At 58.3% G+C, this 14,130-nt stretch carries 13 protein-coding genes; 8 read left to right on the top strand and 5 right to left on the bottom strand.

The window, feature by feature from the left end; all coding sequences use genetic code 11:
* Window positions 1-7: 7 nt before the first annotated feature.
* Window positions 8-1,720: a PTS fructose transporter subunit IIBC gene (gene fruA, locus AC6I8C_RS12735; RefSeq protein ID WP_497822695.1), complete on the top strand. Its 1,713-nt coding sequence runs from the start codon at window positions 8-10 to the stop codon at window positions 1,718-1,720.
* 246 nt (window positions 1,721-1,966) lie between these two features.
* Here fruA and nfo read toward each other — a convergent pair whose 3' ends face one another.
* Both nfo and AC6I8C_RS12725 read right to left on the bottom strand, forming a co-directional pair.
* Window positions 1,967-2,812, bottom strand: a complete 846-nt coding sequence (nfo, locus tag AC6I8C_RS12730; protein ID WP_497822694.1) for a deoxyribonuclease IV — start codon at window positions 2,810-2,812, stop codon at window positions 1,967-1,969.
* Between the two features lie 52 nt (window positions 2,813-2,864).
* Complete coding sequence (locus AC6I8C_RS12725; protein ID WP_497822693.1) at window positions 2,865-3,920, bottom strand: YeiH family protein; 1,056 nt, start codon at window positions 3,918-3,920, stop codon at window positions 2,865-2,867.
* Between the two features lie 105 nt (window positions 3,921-4,025).
* Here AC6I8C_RS12725 and AC6I8C_RS12720 point away from each other — a divergent pair, with 105 nt between their 5' ends.
* From AC6I8C_RS12720 to AC6I8C_RS12700, 5 genes are all read left to right on the top strand, one after another.
* Window positions 4,026-4,400 (top strand): YkvA family protein, encoded by a 375-nt coding sequence (locus AC6I8C_RS12720; protein WP_497822692.1) that lies wholly within the window; start codon window positions 4,026-4,028, stop codon window positions 4,398-4,400.
* Window positions 4,401-4,409: 9 nt separating this feature from the next.
* Entirely contained in the window at window positions 4,410-5,276 is an 867-nt protein-coding gene (yieE, locus tag AC6I8C_RS12715) for a DNA-binding transcriptional regulator YeiE (protein ID WP_003854133.1), read from the top strand.
* A gap of 117 nt (window positions 5,277-5,393) precedes the next feature.
* A complete protein-coding gene (locus AC6I8C_RS12710) occupies window positions 5,394-6,860 on the top strand; it encodes an amino acid permease (RefSeq protein WP_222925216.1) in 1,467 nt (488 codons plus the stop codon).
* A 306-nt stretch (window positions 6,861-7,166) separates the two neighbouring features.
* Window positions 7,167-8,243: a FecCD family ABC transporter permease gene (locus AC6I8C_RS12705; RefSeq protein WP_419963687.1), complete on the top strand. Its 1,077-nt coding sequence runs from the start codon at window positions 7,167-7,169 to the stop codon at window positions 8,241-8,243.
* On the top strand, window positions 8,243-9,031 hold the full coding sequence (locus tag AC6I8C_RS12700) for an ABC transporter ATP-binding protein (protein ID WP_497822691.1): 789 nt from the start codon (window positions 8,243-8,245) through the stop codon (window positions 9,029-9,031). The genes AC6I8C_RS12705 and AC6I8C_RS12700 overlap by 1 nt, the downstream gene beginning before the upstream one ends.
* A gap of 87 nt (window positions 9,032-9,118) precedes the next feature.
* Here the strand turns inward: AC6I8C_RS12700 and fghA are convergent, their stop codons facing one another.
* The 3 genes from fghA to ptrR all read right to left on the bottom strand — a co-directional run bounded on the left by fghA (window position 9,119) and on the right by ptrR (window position 12,084).
* Window positions 9,119-9,961 carry an S-formylglutathione hydrolase gene (gene fghA / locus AC6I8C_RS12695; protein WP_497822690.1) on the bottom strand — a complete coding sequence of 281 codons (843 nt, stop codon included), beginning with the start codon at window positions 9,959-9,961 and terminating at the stop codon, window positions 9,119-9,121.
* A gap of 12 nt (window positions 9,962-9,973) precedes the next feature.
* Window positions 9,974-11,098: an S-(hydroxymethyl)glutathione dehydrogenase/class III alcohol dehydrogenase gene (locus tag AC6I8C_RS12690; RefSeq protein WP_497822689.1), complete on the bottom strand. Its 1,125-nt coding sequence runs from the start codon at window positions 11,096-11,098 to the stop codon at window positions 9,974-9,976.
* 74 nt (window positions 11,099-11,172) lie between these two features.
* On the bottom strand, window positions 11,173-12,084 hold the full coding sequence (gene ptrR / locus AC6I8C_RS12685) for a putrescine utilization regulator PtrR (RefSeq protein WP_497822688.1): 912 nt from the start codon (window positions 12,082-12,084) through the stop codon (window positions 11,173-11,175).
* 117 nt (window positions 12,085-12,201) lie between these two features.
* Between ptrR and AC6I8C_RS12680 the strand changes: the two genes are divergently transcribed.
* A complete protein-coding gene (locus AC6I8C_RS12680; RefSeq protein ID WP_033783690.1) occupies window positions 12,202-13,329 on the top strand; it encodes a YbfB/YjiJ family MFS transporter in 1,128 nt (375 codons plus the stop codon).
* Window positions 13,330-13,453: 124 nt separating this feature from the next.
* Window positions 13,454-14,119 (top strand): GTP cyclohydrolase I FolE, encoded by a 666-nt coding sequence (folE, locus tag AC6I8C_RS12675; RefSeq protein ID WP_013358511.1) that lies wholly within the window; start codon window positions 13,454-13,456, stop codon window positions 14,117-14,119.
* Window positions 14,120-14,130: the final 11 nt, after the last annotated feature.

Raw genomic sequence — 14,130 nt, 5'->3', positions numbered from 1 at the left:
AGCGATAATGAAAACGCTGCTGATTAAAGACCCTGTACTGGGACTGGCTTCCGCTTATATGGCGCAACAACGTCTGACTGCTGCCGCACCTGCTGCAGGCCTGACTCTGACTGATAACCCTGCCGACGCTGAACTGGCGATCGTGCTGGGCAAAAACGTGCCGGACGATGCGGCGCTGAACGGCAAAGCGGTCTGGCTGGGCGATATCCAGCTGGCAGTTCGCGAGCCGGAAACTTTCCTGAACCGGGCGAAAGCCGAAGCCAAAACCTGGCAGGCAACCGCTGCGGTGGCCACTCCGGCTGGCGCAGCTGCTGCGGCACCGGCTCAGACTGGCGCGCCGAAACGCGTGGTTGCCGTTACCGCCTGTCCGACTGGCGTGGCGCACACCTTTATGGCTGCCGAGGCGATTCAGGCCGAAGCGACCCGCCGCGGCTGGTGGGTGAAAGTTGAAACCCGCGGTTCCGTGGGGGCCGGTAATGCGATTACCCCGGAAGAAGTGGCTGCTGCCGATCTGGTGATCGTCGCTGCTGATATCGAAGTCGATCTGGCGAAATTTGCCGGTAAGCCGATGTATCGCACCTCAACCGGTCTGGCGCTGAAGAAAACCGCGCAGGAACTGGATAAAGCGGTAGCAGAAGCGAAGCCGTATAAAGCGGCGGCTGCCGGACAGAGCAATACCAGTGAAGAAGAGAAGAAAGGCGGCGCGGGGGCTTATCGTCACCTGCTGACCGGTGTTTCTTACATGCTGCCGATGGTGGTCGCGGGTGGTCTGAGCATTGCCCTGTCGTTCGCTTTTGGTATCACAGCCTTTAAAGAGCAGGGCACACTGGCTGCGGCACTGATGCAAATCGGTGGGGGCAGCGCCTTTGCCCTGATGGTACCGGTGCTGGCGGGCTTTATCGCCTTCTCCATCGCTGACCGCCCGGGTCTGACGCCAGGTCTGATTGGCGGTATGATCGCCACCAGCATTAACGCGGGTTTCTTAGGCGGTATCATCGCAGGCTTTATTGCCGGTTATGCAGCGAAGCTGATCAGCGGCAAAGTTAAACTGCCGCAGAGTATGGAAGCGCTGAAGCCGATACTGATTATTCCGCTGTTTGCCAGCCTGATTACCGGCCTGCTGATGATCTACGTGGTGGGTAAACCGGTTGCAGGCATCATGAATGGCCTGACGCACTGGCTGGCCAACATGGGTACGGCGAATGCGGTCCTGCTGGGTGCGATTCTGGGCGGCATGATGTGTACGGATATGGGTGGTCCGGTGAACAAGGTGGCTTACGCATTTGGCGTTGGCTTACTGAGCTCGCAGACGTATGCCCCGATGGCCGCCATCATGGCCGCCGGTATGGTGCCACCGCTGGCGATGGGTCTGGCTACGCTGGTTGCCCGTCGTAAATTTAACAAAGGTCAGCAGGAAGGTGGTAAAGCGGCACTGGTTCTGGGTCTCTGCTTTATCTCTGAAGGGGCGATTCCGTTCGCTGCCCGTGACCCGATGCGCGTTCTGCCATGCTGTATCGTCGGCGGCGCGGTTACCGGCGCAATCTCCATGGCGATTGGCGCGAAACTGATGGCACCGCACGGTGGACTGTTTGTCCTGCTGATCCCTGGCGCAATCACCCCGGTTGTCGGCTATCTGATGGCGATTATCATCGGCACCGCGATTGCCGGTCTGAGCTATGCGGTTCTGAAACGTCCGGAAGAGCAGCTGGCGAAAGCCTGATGTGCAGAAGTGCCTAATCTGCTGAAGTGAAAATAACAGGGAGCCGGATGGCTCCCTGTTTGCTTTTACAGACGGCTCTCGAAATTAAAGCGATGGGAGCATACGCCTGGAGTAAAGCATCGCGGGCCAGGGATGGCCCGCGTTGAGCCTGCCAGGGATGGCGTTTATTGCGTCTTTACGGAAGGCGTATGCTCCCTGAGCCAGCGTTCGATCTAAACGAAAAGGGAGCCAACTGGCTCCCTTTTTCTATCCCTGCTGCTCGGCTTTCAGCCAGGCAATCTCATCTTTCCAGATATCGGGATTAATGGTTTCCAGAATCAACGGAATGCCATCAAACCGGGGATCTTTCATCAGCCAGCTAAACGCCGTTTTGCCGATATTCCCTTCACCCAGACTGTGATGGCGGTCAACGCGACTGTCAAAGGCGCTTTTGGCATCGTTCAGGTGCATGCCGCGCAGATAGTCAAAGCCGACAATGCGCTCAAACTCAGCAAAGGTCGTTTCGCAGTCCGCTTCGGTGCGCAGGTCATAACCGCCAGCAAATGCATGGCAGGTATCAATGCAGACGCCGACGCGCGACTTATCTTCGACATGCTCAATAATGGTGGCGAGATGCTCGAAGCGGAAACCCAGGTTACTGCCCTGACCGGCGGTATTCTCAATCACGGCGGTCACGTTCTGCGTCTGATCGAGCGCGATGTTAATCGACTCCGCAATCCGCTTCAGGCACGCTTCTTCTTCAATCTGATGCAGATGGCTGCCGGGATGGAAGTTGAGCAGCGTCAGGCCGAGCTGATCACAGCGTTTCAGTTCATCAATAAAAGCCGCGCGGGATTTCTCCAGCGCCTCTTCAACCGGATGACCAAGGTTAATCAGAAAACTGTCGTGCGGCAGGATTTGCTGCGGACTGAATTTGTACGTCTCGCAGGCGGCGCGAAAAGCATCAATCACCTCGGTGGAGAGCGGGGCGGCCTTCCACTGACGCTGATTTTTAGTAAAGAGGGCGAAGGCGGTGGCTTCTATTTCATGGGCGCGGATCACGGCCTGATCCACGCCACCTGCCGCACTCACGTGTGCGCCAATATATTTCATGCCTTTCTCCTGGGGGCTATGCACGGTTGAAGCGGCATGATACCCGATGCCGCTAGCCCATGAAATGTTGCACCAGCAGATTGATGGTGCCGCCGCCCGCGATTAACCAGCCAAATACCAGTGTGCCCAGCAGCAGCGGTTTAACGCCAGCCTCACGCAGCGCGCCAAAGCGGGTGGTTAAGCCCAGCGCGGCCATCGCCATTGCCAGCAGCAGACCCGCCAGCGCATTCAGCGTGGTCACCACCGCAGCAGGCAGCAGCTGCAGCGAGTTAAACAGCGCGACCGCGATAAACAGCAGGGCGAACCAGGGAAAGGTCACCGGCTGACGCGCCTGGCTCGCGTTGCGTTTGCCGCGGATTACCGCACTCAGGCAGAGCAGGAACGGCGCCAGCATCATTACCCGCAGCATTTTGGCAATCACGGCGCTGTTCTCAGCCTCCGGGCTGATACTGTGCCCGGCGGCTACCACCTGCGCCACTTCATGAATGGTTGAGCCAGTGAATACCCCAAACTGTGCGGCACTCAGCCCCGGAAACAGGTGATGCGCCAGCGGCCACAGCAGCGGATAGATAAAGATCGCCAGCGTGCCGAACAGCACCACGGTCGCGATAGCCACCGCAACTTTCGATGGCGCGGCTTTCACTACCGGCTCGGTCGCCAGCACGGCCGCCGCCCCGCAGATACTGCTGCCTGCGCCAATCAGCCAGACAGTATCGCGATCCAGCTTCAGCAGCCGGATGCCCAGCAGGCAGGTAACAAAAAAGGTGCTGCTCAGCGTCATCGCATCAATCAGGATGCCGCTGAAACCGACGTCAGCGATCTGTTGTAAGGTAATGCGGAAGCCAAACAGGATGATCCCCAGTCGCAGCAGCTTCTGTTTAGCCAGCGCCACGCCGCTGTCGCAGCGCGACGCCAGCGGCGTATAGACGCTATTACCGACCAGGATGCCCAGCATAATTGCCAGAGTCAGTGAACCCAGCCCTGCTGCTGCAATTGCCGGTTGCTGCGCCAGCCAGCTGGCAGCCCCGGCAATCGCGACAGTCAGCAGCAGACCAGGGAACCAGAGCGCAACGGGATGATGCGTTTTAGGGATGCTCAGTTCGGTCATGGTGTCACTCCTCGTGGTTGAGTCATGATCATGAGGGCGACTGGCTTAAAAGTGAAATTGATAATATATTTATAATTGACCAGAATAAACGATAAGGCAGTGATCATGATAGTTTCGCGTCTGCGCCGCTGGGCGACGCTGATCAAAAGAGATGTGTTCGTGCTGTGGTTCGCCTTTCGCGATCCGCGCACACCCTGGTGGAACAAGCTAGGCATGCTGGGGCTGGTTGCTTATGTGGTCAGCCCGATCGATCTCATCCCGGATGTGATCCCGTTTGTTGGTCTGCTGGATGACGCGGTGATTATTCCCTCGGGCGTCATGATCCTGCTGCGTCTGCTGCCACGAGAGGTGCGCATCAGCAGCAGCGAACGCGCGCAGTCCCAGCGTTCGCGCGGCAAAAAGATGGCAGGCTGGCTGGTGGTCATCGGGCTGATCTGGCTGGTGTTAATCATTTACCTTGTCAGGCACTCACTGAGTTAAGAGGCGACGATGCACATTACGCTGCGGCAAATCGAAGTGTTCACCGAAGTGCTGAAGAGCGGCTCTACCACTCAGGCGTCGCAACTGCTGGCGCTGTCGCAGTCGGCGGTAAGCGCGGCGCTGGCCGATCTGGAGAGTCAGCTCGGGGTACAGTTGTTTGATCGGGTCGGCAAACGGCTGGTGCTGAATGAGCATGGGCGACTGCTCTATCCGCGTGCGGTCGGGCTGCTGGAGCAGGCGGGCGAAATTGAGCAGCTGTTTAAAGAGGATAACGGCGCGATCCGCATCTTCGCCAGCAGCACCATCGGTAATTATCTGCTACCGGGCATGATGGCGGCCTATCGTCGCGATTTTCCCGGTCTGCCGCTGGAGCTGAGCGTCGGCAACAGTCAGGATGTGATTCAGGCGGTTTCCGATTTTCGCGTGGATGTCGGCCTGATTGAAGGGCCGTGCCATATGACCGAACTGGTCAGCGAACCCTGGCTGGAAGATGAGCTGGTGGTGTTTGCCGCGCCCGATGCGGCGATTCTGCAACAGCCGGTGACGCTGAAAACCCTGGCAGAAGCGCCGTGGATCCTGCGTGAACGCGGCTCCGGCACCCGGGAAATCGTCGACTATCTGCTGCTGTCTCACCTGCCAAGTTTTCAACTGGGTATGGAGCTGGGCAACTCCGAAGCGATCAAGCATGCCGTGCGGCATGGCATGGGGATCAGCTGTCTTTCGCGCCGGGTGATTGCCGATCTGCTGGAGGCGGGGACGCTGACAGAACTGACGATTCCGTTGCCGCGTCTGACCCGGACGCTCTATCGCATTCATCACCGGCAGAAGCATATTTCAAAGGCACTGACGCGCTTTTTGTCCTATTGCCGTGAGTGATTGCTAATAATTCGGGCGCGATCATGAACTTAACTTATAACAGCATGGCATCAGCTATACAGAGGCGGTCTGGCTGCTACAATCGCGCCTCATTTTTACCCAGCGTAGCGTTAACACATGCATAATGACTCAAAAACAACACAACAACCTGCATTACGACGTGCGTTAAAAGCCCGTCATCTGACGATGATCGCCATCGGCGGCTCCATCGGTACCGGCCTGTTTGTCGCCTCCGGCGCTACTATTGCTCAGGCTGGCCCCGGCGGGGCACTGCTCTCCTACATGCTGATCGGCCTGATGGTCTACTTCCTGATGACCAGTCTCGGTGAGCTGGCTGCCTTCATGCCCGTATCCGGTTCTTTCGCCACCTACGGCGCAAAATATGTCGAAGAGGGCTTTGGTTTCGCACTCGGCTGGAACTACTGGTACAACTGGGCGGTGACCATCGCGGTTGACCTGGTGGCGTCCCAACTGGTGATGACCTACTGGTTCCCCGACACGCCGGGCTGGATCTGGAGCGCGCTGTTCCTGGGACTGATATTCCTGCTTAACTACATCTCAGTGAAAGGCTTTGGCGAGGCGGAGTACTGGTTCTCGCTGATTAAAGTGGCCACCGTCATTATCTTTATCATCGTGGGCGTGCTGATGATCACTGGCATCATGCGCGGTGCAGAGCATGCGGGCTGGCAGAACTGGCAGGTGGGCGATGCGCCATTTGCGGGCGGCTTTGCGGCGATGATTGGCGTGGCGATGATTGTGGGATTCTCCTTCCAGGGCACCGAGCTGATCGGTATCGCGGCGGGCGAATCTGAAGACCCGGCAAAAAATATCCCGCGTGCCGTGCGGCAGATTTTCTGGCGTATCCTGCTGTTCTACGTGTTCGCTATCCTGATTATCAGCCTGATTCTGCCGTATACCGATCCGCAATTACTGCACAACGACATTGATGATATCAGCGTCAGTCCGTTCACTCTGGTGTTCCGCAACGCGGGTCTGCTCTCTGCGGCAGCGGTGATGAATGCGGTGATCCTGACGGCGGTGCTGTCTGCCGGTAACTCCGGTATGTATGCCTCAACGCGCATGCTGTACAACCTGGCCTCTGAAGGTAAAGCGCCGCGCATTTTCGCGAAGCTCTCAAAGGGCGGTGTACCGCGCAATGCCTTATGGGCGACCACCGTCGTGGCCGGGCTGTGCTTCCTGACCTCAAAATTTGGCAATCAGGAAGTTTATCTGTGGCTGCTGAACACCTCTGGCATGACCGGTTTTATCGCCTGGCTGGGTATTGCCATCAGTCACTATCGCTTCCGTCGCGGCTATGTCGCCCAGGGACGTGATCTGAACGATCTGCCATACCGTTCCGGCTTCTTCCCGCTGGGACCGATTTTTGCTTTCGTGCTCTGCCTGATCATCACGTTGGGTCAGAACTATCAGGCCTTCCTTAACGACAGCATCGACTGGTACGGCGTAGCAGCAACCTACATCGGTCTTCCGCTGTTCCTGATTATCTGGTTTGGTTACAAGCTGACGCGCGGCAGTCGTTTCGTGAAGTACAGCGAGATGGAGTTCCCGGTTCATAAAGATTAGCTCTGTGCGCTGACTCCTGCGCACGGTGCCTGCCGCAGTTCTGGCAGGCCGCAGGAATCGTGAAGCGATGGGAGCCTGTGCCTGTAGCAAAGCATAGCGGGCCAGGGATGGTCCGCGCTGAGCCCGCCAGGGATGGCGGGTTTTGCGTCTTTGCGAAAGGCGCAGGCTCCCTGAGCCATTCTCCCGCCTGCAACACCGTTTTTTACCCTTTTTTCACGTCTCGCTTATCTTCACGAATTGATAATTATTATCACCTGCACTATTGTGGCTGCGTTTTCTGACGTGATAGCCACACAGGGTTCAAACATGACTACCGAAACTTCGCTGCTGGCGGGGGAAGAGACGCTTCACCACACCATGCAAAATTACCATCAGGTGCTGCGCCGCCGCCTGATCTGGATTGGCGTATTACTGGTGGCCATTGTCGCCTCGCTGATCCTCGACTTCACGCTGGGTCCGGCCGGACTCTCACTTGAAACGCTGTGGAATACGCTGCTCAGCCCCGACAGCGTGGATGCCGGCACCCGCGTTATCGTCTGGGACATTCGTTTACCCTATGCGCTGATGGCGCTGGTGGTAGGGCTGTCGCTGGGCCTGGCAGGTGCAGAGATGCAGACCATCCTGAATAACCCGCTGGCCAGCCCGTTTACGCTGGGTGTCTCCTCGGCGGCGGCATTTGGTGCCGCGCTGGCGATCATTCTCGGCATCGGTATTCCCGGCATTCCTGATCAGTGGTTAATCTCTGCCAACGCCTTTGTCTTTGCGCTGTTTGCCGCGCTGATGCTGGATGCCGTGACCCGCTGGACGCAGGTTTCCTCGGCGGGCGTAGTCCTGTTTGGTATCGCGCTGGTCTTTACCTTTAATGCGCTGGTCTCAATGATGCAGTTCATCGCCAGCGAAGACACCCTGCAGGGTCTGGTGTTCTGGACCATGGGCAGCCTGGCGCGTGCTTCCTGGGAGAAGCTGGGCGTATTAACCGTCGCGCTCGCCATTCTGGTGCCGTTCTCGATGATGAGCAGCTGGAAGCTGACGGCGCTGCGTCTGGGCGAAGACCGCGCGGTGAGCTTTGGCATTGACGTGCGTCGTCTGCGGCTGACCACGTTGCTGCGTATCAGTATTCTCTCGGCACTGGCGGTGGCGTTTGTTGGCCCGATCGGCTTCATCGGTCTGGTGGCACCGCATATTGCCCGCATGATGTTTGGCGAAGATCACCGCTTTTACCTGCCCGCCAGTGCGCTGGTCGGCGCGCTGGTGCTGTCGCTGGCGTCGGTCGCCTCGAAAAACCTGCTCCCCGGCGTGATCATTCCGGTCGGCATCGTCACCTCACTGATTGGCGTGCCGTTCTTCCTGAGTATTATTCTGCGTCATCGGGGGACGGTGTGATGGAACAGGGTCTGACGTTACGCGGCTTCAGTGCCGGGTATCCCAAACATAAAGTCATTGAAAATCTCAACGTGGCACCGCTGCCACGCGGTGAGATCACCGTGCTGCTCGGGCCGAATGGCTGTGGTAAATCGACGCTGCTGCGCGCGCTGGCCGGGCTGAATAAAGGTCAGGGTGAGATGTGGCTCAACGGTGAAGATCTGATGACACAGCCGTTTGCCCGTCGCGCAAAGAACGTGGTCTATCTGCCGCAGTCACTGCCTGCGGGTGTGCATCTGCATGTGCTGGAGTCGATCATTGTGGCGCAGCGTGCTTCCGGTGGGCTGCACAGCGCCAGCAGCGAAGCGGAAATCATGCATCTGCTGGAACAGCTGGGGATTGCGCATCTCGCGATGCGTTACCTCGACCAGCTCTCCGGCGGACAGAAGCAGCTGGTCGGGCTGGCGCAGTCACTGATCCGTCGCCCTAAGCTGCTGCTGCTGGATGAACCGCTGAGCGCGCTGGACCTCAATTACCAGTTCCACGTGATGGATCTGGTCCGCCGCGAAACAGCCCAGCGCAACATCGTGACGGTGGTGGTGGTGCATGACATCAACATCGCGTTGCGTCATGCACAACACGCGCTGATGCTGAAGCAGGGCGCACTGGTAGCGGAAGGGCAGCCGGATGAGGTGATCACGCCGGCTACGCTGGCGAAAGTATATGGCGTCAATGGCCGTATCGAACACTGCTCGCGCGGCATTCCGCAGGTGATGATCGACGGGCTGACCGGACCGGCACTGGTCTGAGAATCGGGCAAGGCCTGACTTCGAGTCAGCGTTTGCGGCAGTACAGGATGCAGAAAAGTTCAGGGCCGCTATTGCGGCCCTGATGATTTACGCCAGCAGATGCTGTGCATGGAAGCGAAGATGATCTTCCACGAAGCTGGCGATAAAGAAGTAGCTATGGTCATAACCCGGCTGAATACGCAGCGTCAGCGGGAAACCGACTTCTCTGGCGATCTCCTCTAACCGCTCCGGTTGCAGCTGATCGGCCAGGAACTGATCGCTGTCGCCCTGATCGATCAGGACTGGCAGACGATGCGACACCTCCGCCATCAGCTGGCAGCTGTCATATTCCCGCCACGCTGCCTGGTCATCGCCCAGATAGGCCTGAAACGCTTTCTGGCCCCATGGCACCTGCATCGGGTTCACAATCGGCGCAAAGGCAGACGCCGAGGCAAAGCGGTTACCCAGACGCAGCGCCAGCATCAGCGCGCCGTGTCCGCCCATGGAGTGACCCATAATCGACTGACGTTCACTGACCTTGAAGTTGTCCGCAATCAGGGAGGGAAGCTCGCTGCTCAGATAGTCGAACATGCGGAAATGCGTGGCCCAGGGTTGCTGAGTGGCATTGAGATAAAATCCCGCGCCCTGACCCAGATCGTAGCCCTCATCGTTGGCAACGCCTTCGCCGCGCGGGCTGGTATCCGGCATAATCAGTACCAGACTCAGTTCCGCCGCCACGCGCTGCGCGCCCGCTTTGGTGGTGAAGTTCTCATCGTTGCAGGTCAGCCCGGCCAGAAACCAGACCACCGGCGGCGGCGCATCACCGTGCGGCTCAGGCAGATAGATGCTGAAGGTCATCGGGCAGTTCAGCACGGCCGACTGATGACGCCAGCGCTGCTGCCAGCCGCCAAAAATACGGTGTTCTTCCAGTAGCTCCAGAGTGGATGCCATAACGCCTCCTGATTATTTGTTAAAGTGCACGACCGAGCGAATCGATTTTCCTTCGTGCATCAAATCAAAGGCGTCGTTGATCTCTTCCAGCGGCATGGTGTGGGTGATGAAGTCGTTCAGGGCAAACTTACCATCAAGGTAATCCTGCACAATGCCCGGCAGCTGTGAACGGCCTTTCACGCCACCAAAGGCGGAACCGCGCCAGACGCGACCGGTCACCAGCTGGAACGGACGGGTAGCGATCTCTTCACCGGCACCGGCGACGCCGATAATCACAGACTCACCCCAGCCTTTGTGGCAGCACTCCAGCGCGGAACGCATTACGTTGACGTTACCGATACATTCAAACGAGAAGTCCACGCCGCCGTCGGTCAGCTCGACAATCACATCCTGAATCGGCTTATCGTAATCTTTCGGGTTAATCAGATCGGTGGCACCCAGTTTGCGCGCCAGATCGAATTTGCTGGTGTTGAGGTCGATTGCGATGATGCGGCCGGCCTTCGCCATTTTCGCACCGATGACCGCAGACAGACCGATGCCGCCTAGACCGAAGATTGCGACGGTGTCGCCTTCTTTCACTTTAGCGGTGTTCATGACCGCACCCATGCCGGTAGTGACGCCACAGCCCAGCAGGCAAACTTCTTCCAGCGGCGCTTCTTTACTGATTTTCGCCAGCGAGATCTCCGGGATGACGGTGTATTCTGAGAAGGTCGAGGTGCCCATATAGTGGAAAATCGGTTTGCCATCTTTAAAGAAGCGGGTGGTGCCGTCCGGCATCAGACCTTTACCCTGGGTGGCGCGGATCGCCTGACAGAGGTTGGTTTTGCCCGAGAGGCAGAACTTACATTTGCCACACTCTGGCGTGTAAAGCGGAATGACATGGTCACCCACTTCTACGCTGGTCACGCCTTCGCCCACGGCTTCCACAATACCGCCGCCTTCATGGCCGAGAATCGCCGGGAAAACGCCTTCCGGGTCAGTGCCGGAGAGGGTATAGGCATCTGTGTGACAGACACCGGTCGCGACGATGCGCACCAGCACTTCGCCTTTCTGCGGTGGCATCAAATCCACTTCTTCAATTTTCAGCGGTTCGCCAGCAGCCCAGGCAACAGCGGCACGGGTTTTGATCATGTTCATGCAATCCCTCTTCCAGTCAGATTGTGACGCGCGATGGCGTCGTGTGGTTATGGTTTAAACATAGCGTGGAACGCTTATTCCGCCGCCTGTAATGGGTGGATCAGCTCATCGTTGAGCGGACGATCGTCAAACTGTTCAATAATCAGGTACTTCAGCGCTTCAACATTCGGAGTAAAAGCATCGCGTCGCCACATCAGCCAGGTGGCGGTATCGCGATAAGCCGCAGGTAAGGTATGCGCCTGCACCCGCGACCGATCCGCCATCTGTTTCAGCACTGAAGCCGGGATCATCGCGACACCCGCACCGCCCGCCACACAGGCCAGCATGGCGTGATAGGACTGAATCTCCATCACGTTGTCGGGCGCGGTCTGGCTGTCGCGATACCAGCTCTCCAGCTTCACCCGATAAGAGCAGCTGTTGCGGAAGGCAAACAGGGTGTCGTCCTGCACGTCGCGCGCCGTGGTGATTGGCCCATGATCCAGCCCGGTGATCAGCACCATCTCCTCGCGAAAGGCGATACAACCATTCAGATCGTCATGGGAAACCGGGCCATCCACCAGCGCGGCGGCCAGGGTGCCTTCGCGGACCCGATCGATGATTTCGCCCGAGGTGCCGGTGATCAGCGACAGCGCCACTTTAGGGAAACGCTGGTGATAGGCGGCGAGCAGACTGGGCAGGCGGGTCGCTGCGGTGCTCTCCATGGAGCCAAGCGCAAAGTTGCCTGCCGGTTCGCCGGTGCGGGTCATGCTCATCGCTTCTTCGCTTAACGCCAGAATACGCTGCGCATAATTCAGGAAATTATGGCCCATCGGTGACAGGCGAATGCGCTGCTTCTCACGAATAAAGAGATCCACACCTAATTCTTCTTCCAGCTGGCGCAGCCGCGTGGTCAGATTAGAGGGAACGCGATGCAGCTGTTCGGCTGCGCGCGCCAGGGAACCCGTTTCGGCGACGGAACAGAACATACGCAGCTGAACTAAATCCATATCTTCTCTTCCCGTAAACAAGTTGGTTAATATTATTCACTTTCCGTGAGTTTAATCATCCTGCATGCTGTTAGCAAGTCAGAAGAGATCTCAGGGCAGAACAACAGGAGTTCAGCAATGGCGTTACGCGTCGCGCTCAGCGCGTTTTTGACCTTATTTGTGGCGATGGGCATTGGGCGATTCGCCTTTACGCCGCAGGTGCCGCTGATGATTCAGGCGCACCAGCTGACGCTCACGAGTGCCAGCCTGGTCGCTGCGCTCAACTATCTTGGCTATCTGTGTGGCTCGTTTGATGCCATGCGCGCGCACCGGCGGGTCGAGCTGCGACTGCAGGCGGGCGTGTGGGGCGCAGTGATCCTGACGCTGCTCTCTGCACTGGCAACCGGTCCATGGCTGCACGGTGCGATACGCTTTCTGATTGGCTGGGCCAGTGGCTGGGCGATGGTGCTGGTGGCGGCCTGGAGTAATGAACAGCTGCATCGGCATGGCCGGGCAGGGCTGTCGGCGGCCGTCTTTGCCGGGCCGGGCTGCGGCATTTTTGTCAGCGGTCTGCTGGGGGTGGCGCTGCACACATGGCAGGTCTCCGCCGGTCTGGCCTGGGCCGCTTACGGTGCGCTGGCACTGCTGCTGATTGCGCTGATTACGCGTAACCTGCCGCGTCGGGGCGAACTGCATCGCCCGGATCAGGCACCGGAGCCGCTGGTGCTGGATCGCAACCTGAAACGTCTGGTGCTGAGTTACAGTCTGGCGGGCTTTGGTTATATCCTGCCCGCCACCTTTTTGTCGCAGATGGCCGCTACGCGTTTTCCTGACGGTATCTTCGCGCAGTTTGTCTGGCCGATATTTGGCGGCGCGGCGATGATCGGCATCGTGCTGGGGATCCTGACACGGCGCTGGGGGCACAGTCACGTCCGTCTGGCGATAGTACTCTGGGCGCAGGCACTGGGCGTTTTTGCTGCGGCACTGCTGCCCGGCTTTAGTGGTCTGCTGGCCGGGGCGCTGCTGGTAGGCGGCGGCTTCCTCAGCGTGGTGCAGCTCTCGCTGCTCTGTGCCCGTGAACTGGCGCCCAACCATCTGCGATACATGGCTGGCCTGCTGACCACCGGCTACGCGGTGGGTCAACTGGTCGGTCCGCTGCTCTCTTTTCTCTCTACTGCCCTGTTACACCGGCTGGAGCCTGCCCTGTGGGTGGCCGGGGCCAGCCTTGTCTGGGCGGGCCTGCTGGTCTGGCGAAGAAGTGAGTGAAAAGCTTTCATCACCAATCTGATTGATTGCTGGATTCCCCGCAAAGAAAGTTTCACAATACGCGCCTGATTACAGGGCCCGCAGGCAAAAGCTTGCGGGCGCAACACCAGCCGGAGAAGAGTAGATGAGCACCCTAAGTCAGGAAGCTGCCCTGGTTCACGAAGCGCTGCTGGCGCGTGGACTGGAAACGCCGTTACGTGCACCGACGCGCGACATAGATAAAGAGACGCGTAAGAGCCTGATTGCCGGGCACATGACGGAAATCATGCAGCTGCTGAATCTGGATCTTGAAGATGACAGCCTGATGGAAACGCCGCACCGCATCGCCAAAATGTATGTGGATGAGGTCTTTTCCGGTCTCGATTACGCCAACTTCCCGAAAATCACCGTCATTGAAAATAAAATGAAGGTTGATGAGATGGTGACCGTGCGTGATATCACCCTGACCAGCACCTGTGAACACCACTTTGTGATTATCGATGGCAAAGCCACGGTCGCCTATATTCCCAAGGAAAAGGTGATTGGCCTGTCGAAAATCAACCGCATCGTGCAGTTCTTCGCCCAGCGCCCGCAGGTGCAGGAGCGTCTGACGCAGCAGGTTCTGGTTGCACTGCAGACGCTGCTGGGCACCAATAATGTGGCAGTCTCGATTGATGCGGTGCATTACTGTGTGAAAGCGCGTGGCGTCAAAGATGCGACCAGCGCCACTACCACGACCTCTCTGGGCGGCCTGTTCAAGTCCAGTCAGAATACCCGCCAGGAATTTTTGCGCGCGGTACGCCATAGTTGAGTTAACGGCGG

It is taken from the genome of Pantoea sp. X-Soil-YNGN-844 (genome assembly GCF_059730595.1).
This window is presented reverse-complemented; position numbering and strand designations above follow the sequence as displayed.

Excerpts from the sequence above, each read along its gene's own strand:
- folE (WP_013358511.1), top strand. The coding sequence starts at position 13,454 with ATGAGCACCCTAAGTCAGGAAGCTGCCCTGGTTCACGAAGCGCTGCTG.
- AC6I8C_RS12680 (WP_033783690.1), top strand. The coding sequence starts at position 12,202 with ATGGCGTTACGCGTCGCGCTCAGCGCGTTTTTGACCTTATTTGTGGCG.
- AC6I8C_RS12710 (WP_222925216.1), top strand. The coding sequence starts at position 5,394 with ATGCATAATGACTCAAAAACAACACAACAACCTGCATTACGACGTGCG.
- fghA (WP_497822690.1), bottom strand. The coding sequence starts at position 9,961 with ATGGCATCCACTCTGGAGCTACTGGAAGAACACCGTATTTTTGGCGGC.
- AC6I8C_RS12705 (WP_419963687.1), top strand. The coding sequence starts at position 7,167 with ATGACTACCGAAACTTCGCTGCTGGCGGGGGAAGAGACGCTTCACCAC.
- AC6I8C_RS12700 (WP_497822691.1), top strand. The coding sequence starts at position 8,243 with ATGGAACAGGGTCTGACGTTACGCGGCTTCAGTGCCGGGTATCCCAAA.
- fruA (WP_497822695.1), top strand. The coding sequence starts at position 8 with ATGAAAACGCTGCTGATTAAAGACCCTGTACTGGGACTGGCTTCCGCT.
- yieE (WP_003854133.1), top strand. The coding sequence starts at position 4,410 with ATGCACATTACGCTGCGGCAAATCGAAGTGTTCACCGAAGTGCTGAAG.
- AC6I8C_RS12725 (WP_497822693.1), bottom strand. The coding sequence starts at position 3,920 with ATGACCGAACTGAGCATCCCTAAAACGCATCATCCCGTTGCGCTCTGG.
- nfo (WP_497822694.1), bottom strand. The coding sequence starts at position 2,812 with ATGAAATATATTGGCGCACACGTGAGTGCGGCAGGTGGCGTGGATCAG.
- AC6I8C_RS12690 (WP_497822689.1), bottom strand. The coding sequence starts at position 11,098 with ATGAACATGATCAAAACCCGTGCCGCTGTTGCCTGGGCTGCTGGCGAA.
- AC6I8C_RS12720 (WP_497822692.1), top strand. The coding sequence starts at position 4,026 with ATGATAGTTTCGCGTCTGCGCCGCTGGGCGACGCTGATCAAAAGAGAT.
- ptrR (WP_497822688.1), bottom strand. The coding sequence starts at position 12,084 with ATGGATTTAGTTCAGCTGCGTATGTTCTGTTCCGTCGCCGAAACGGGT.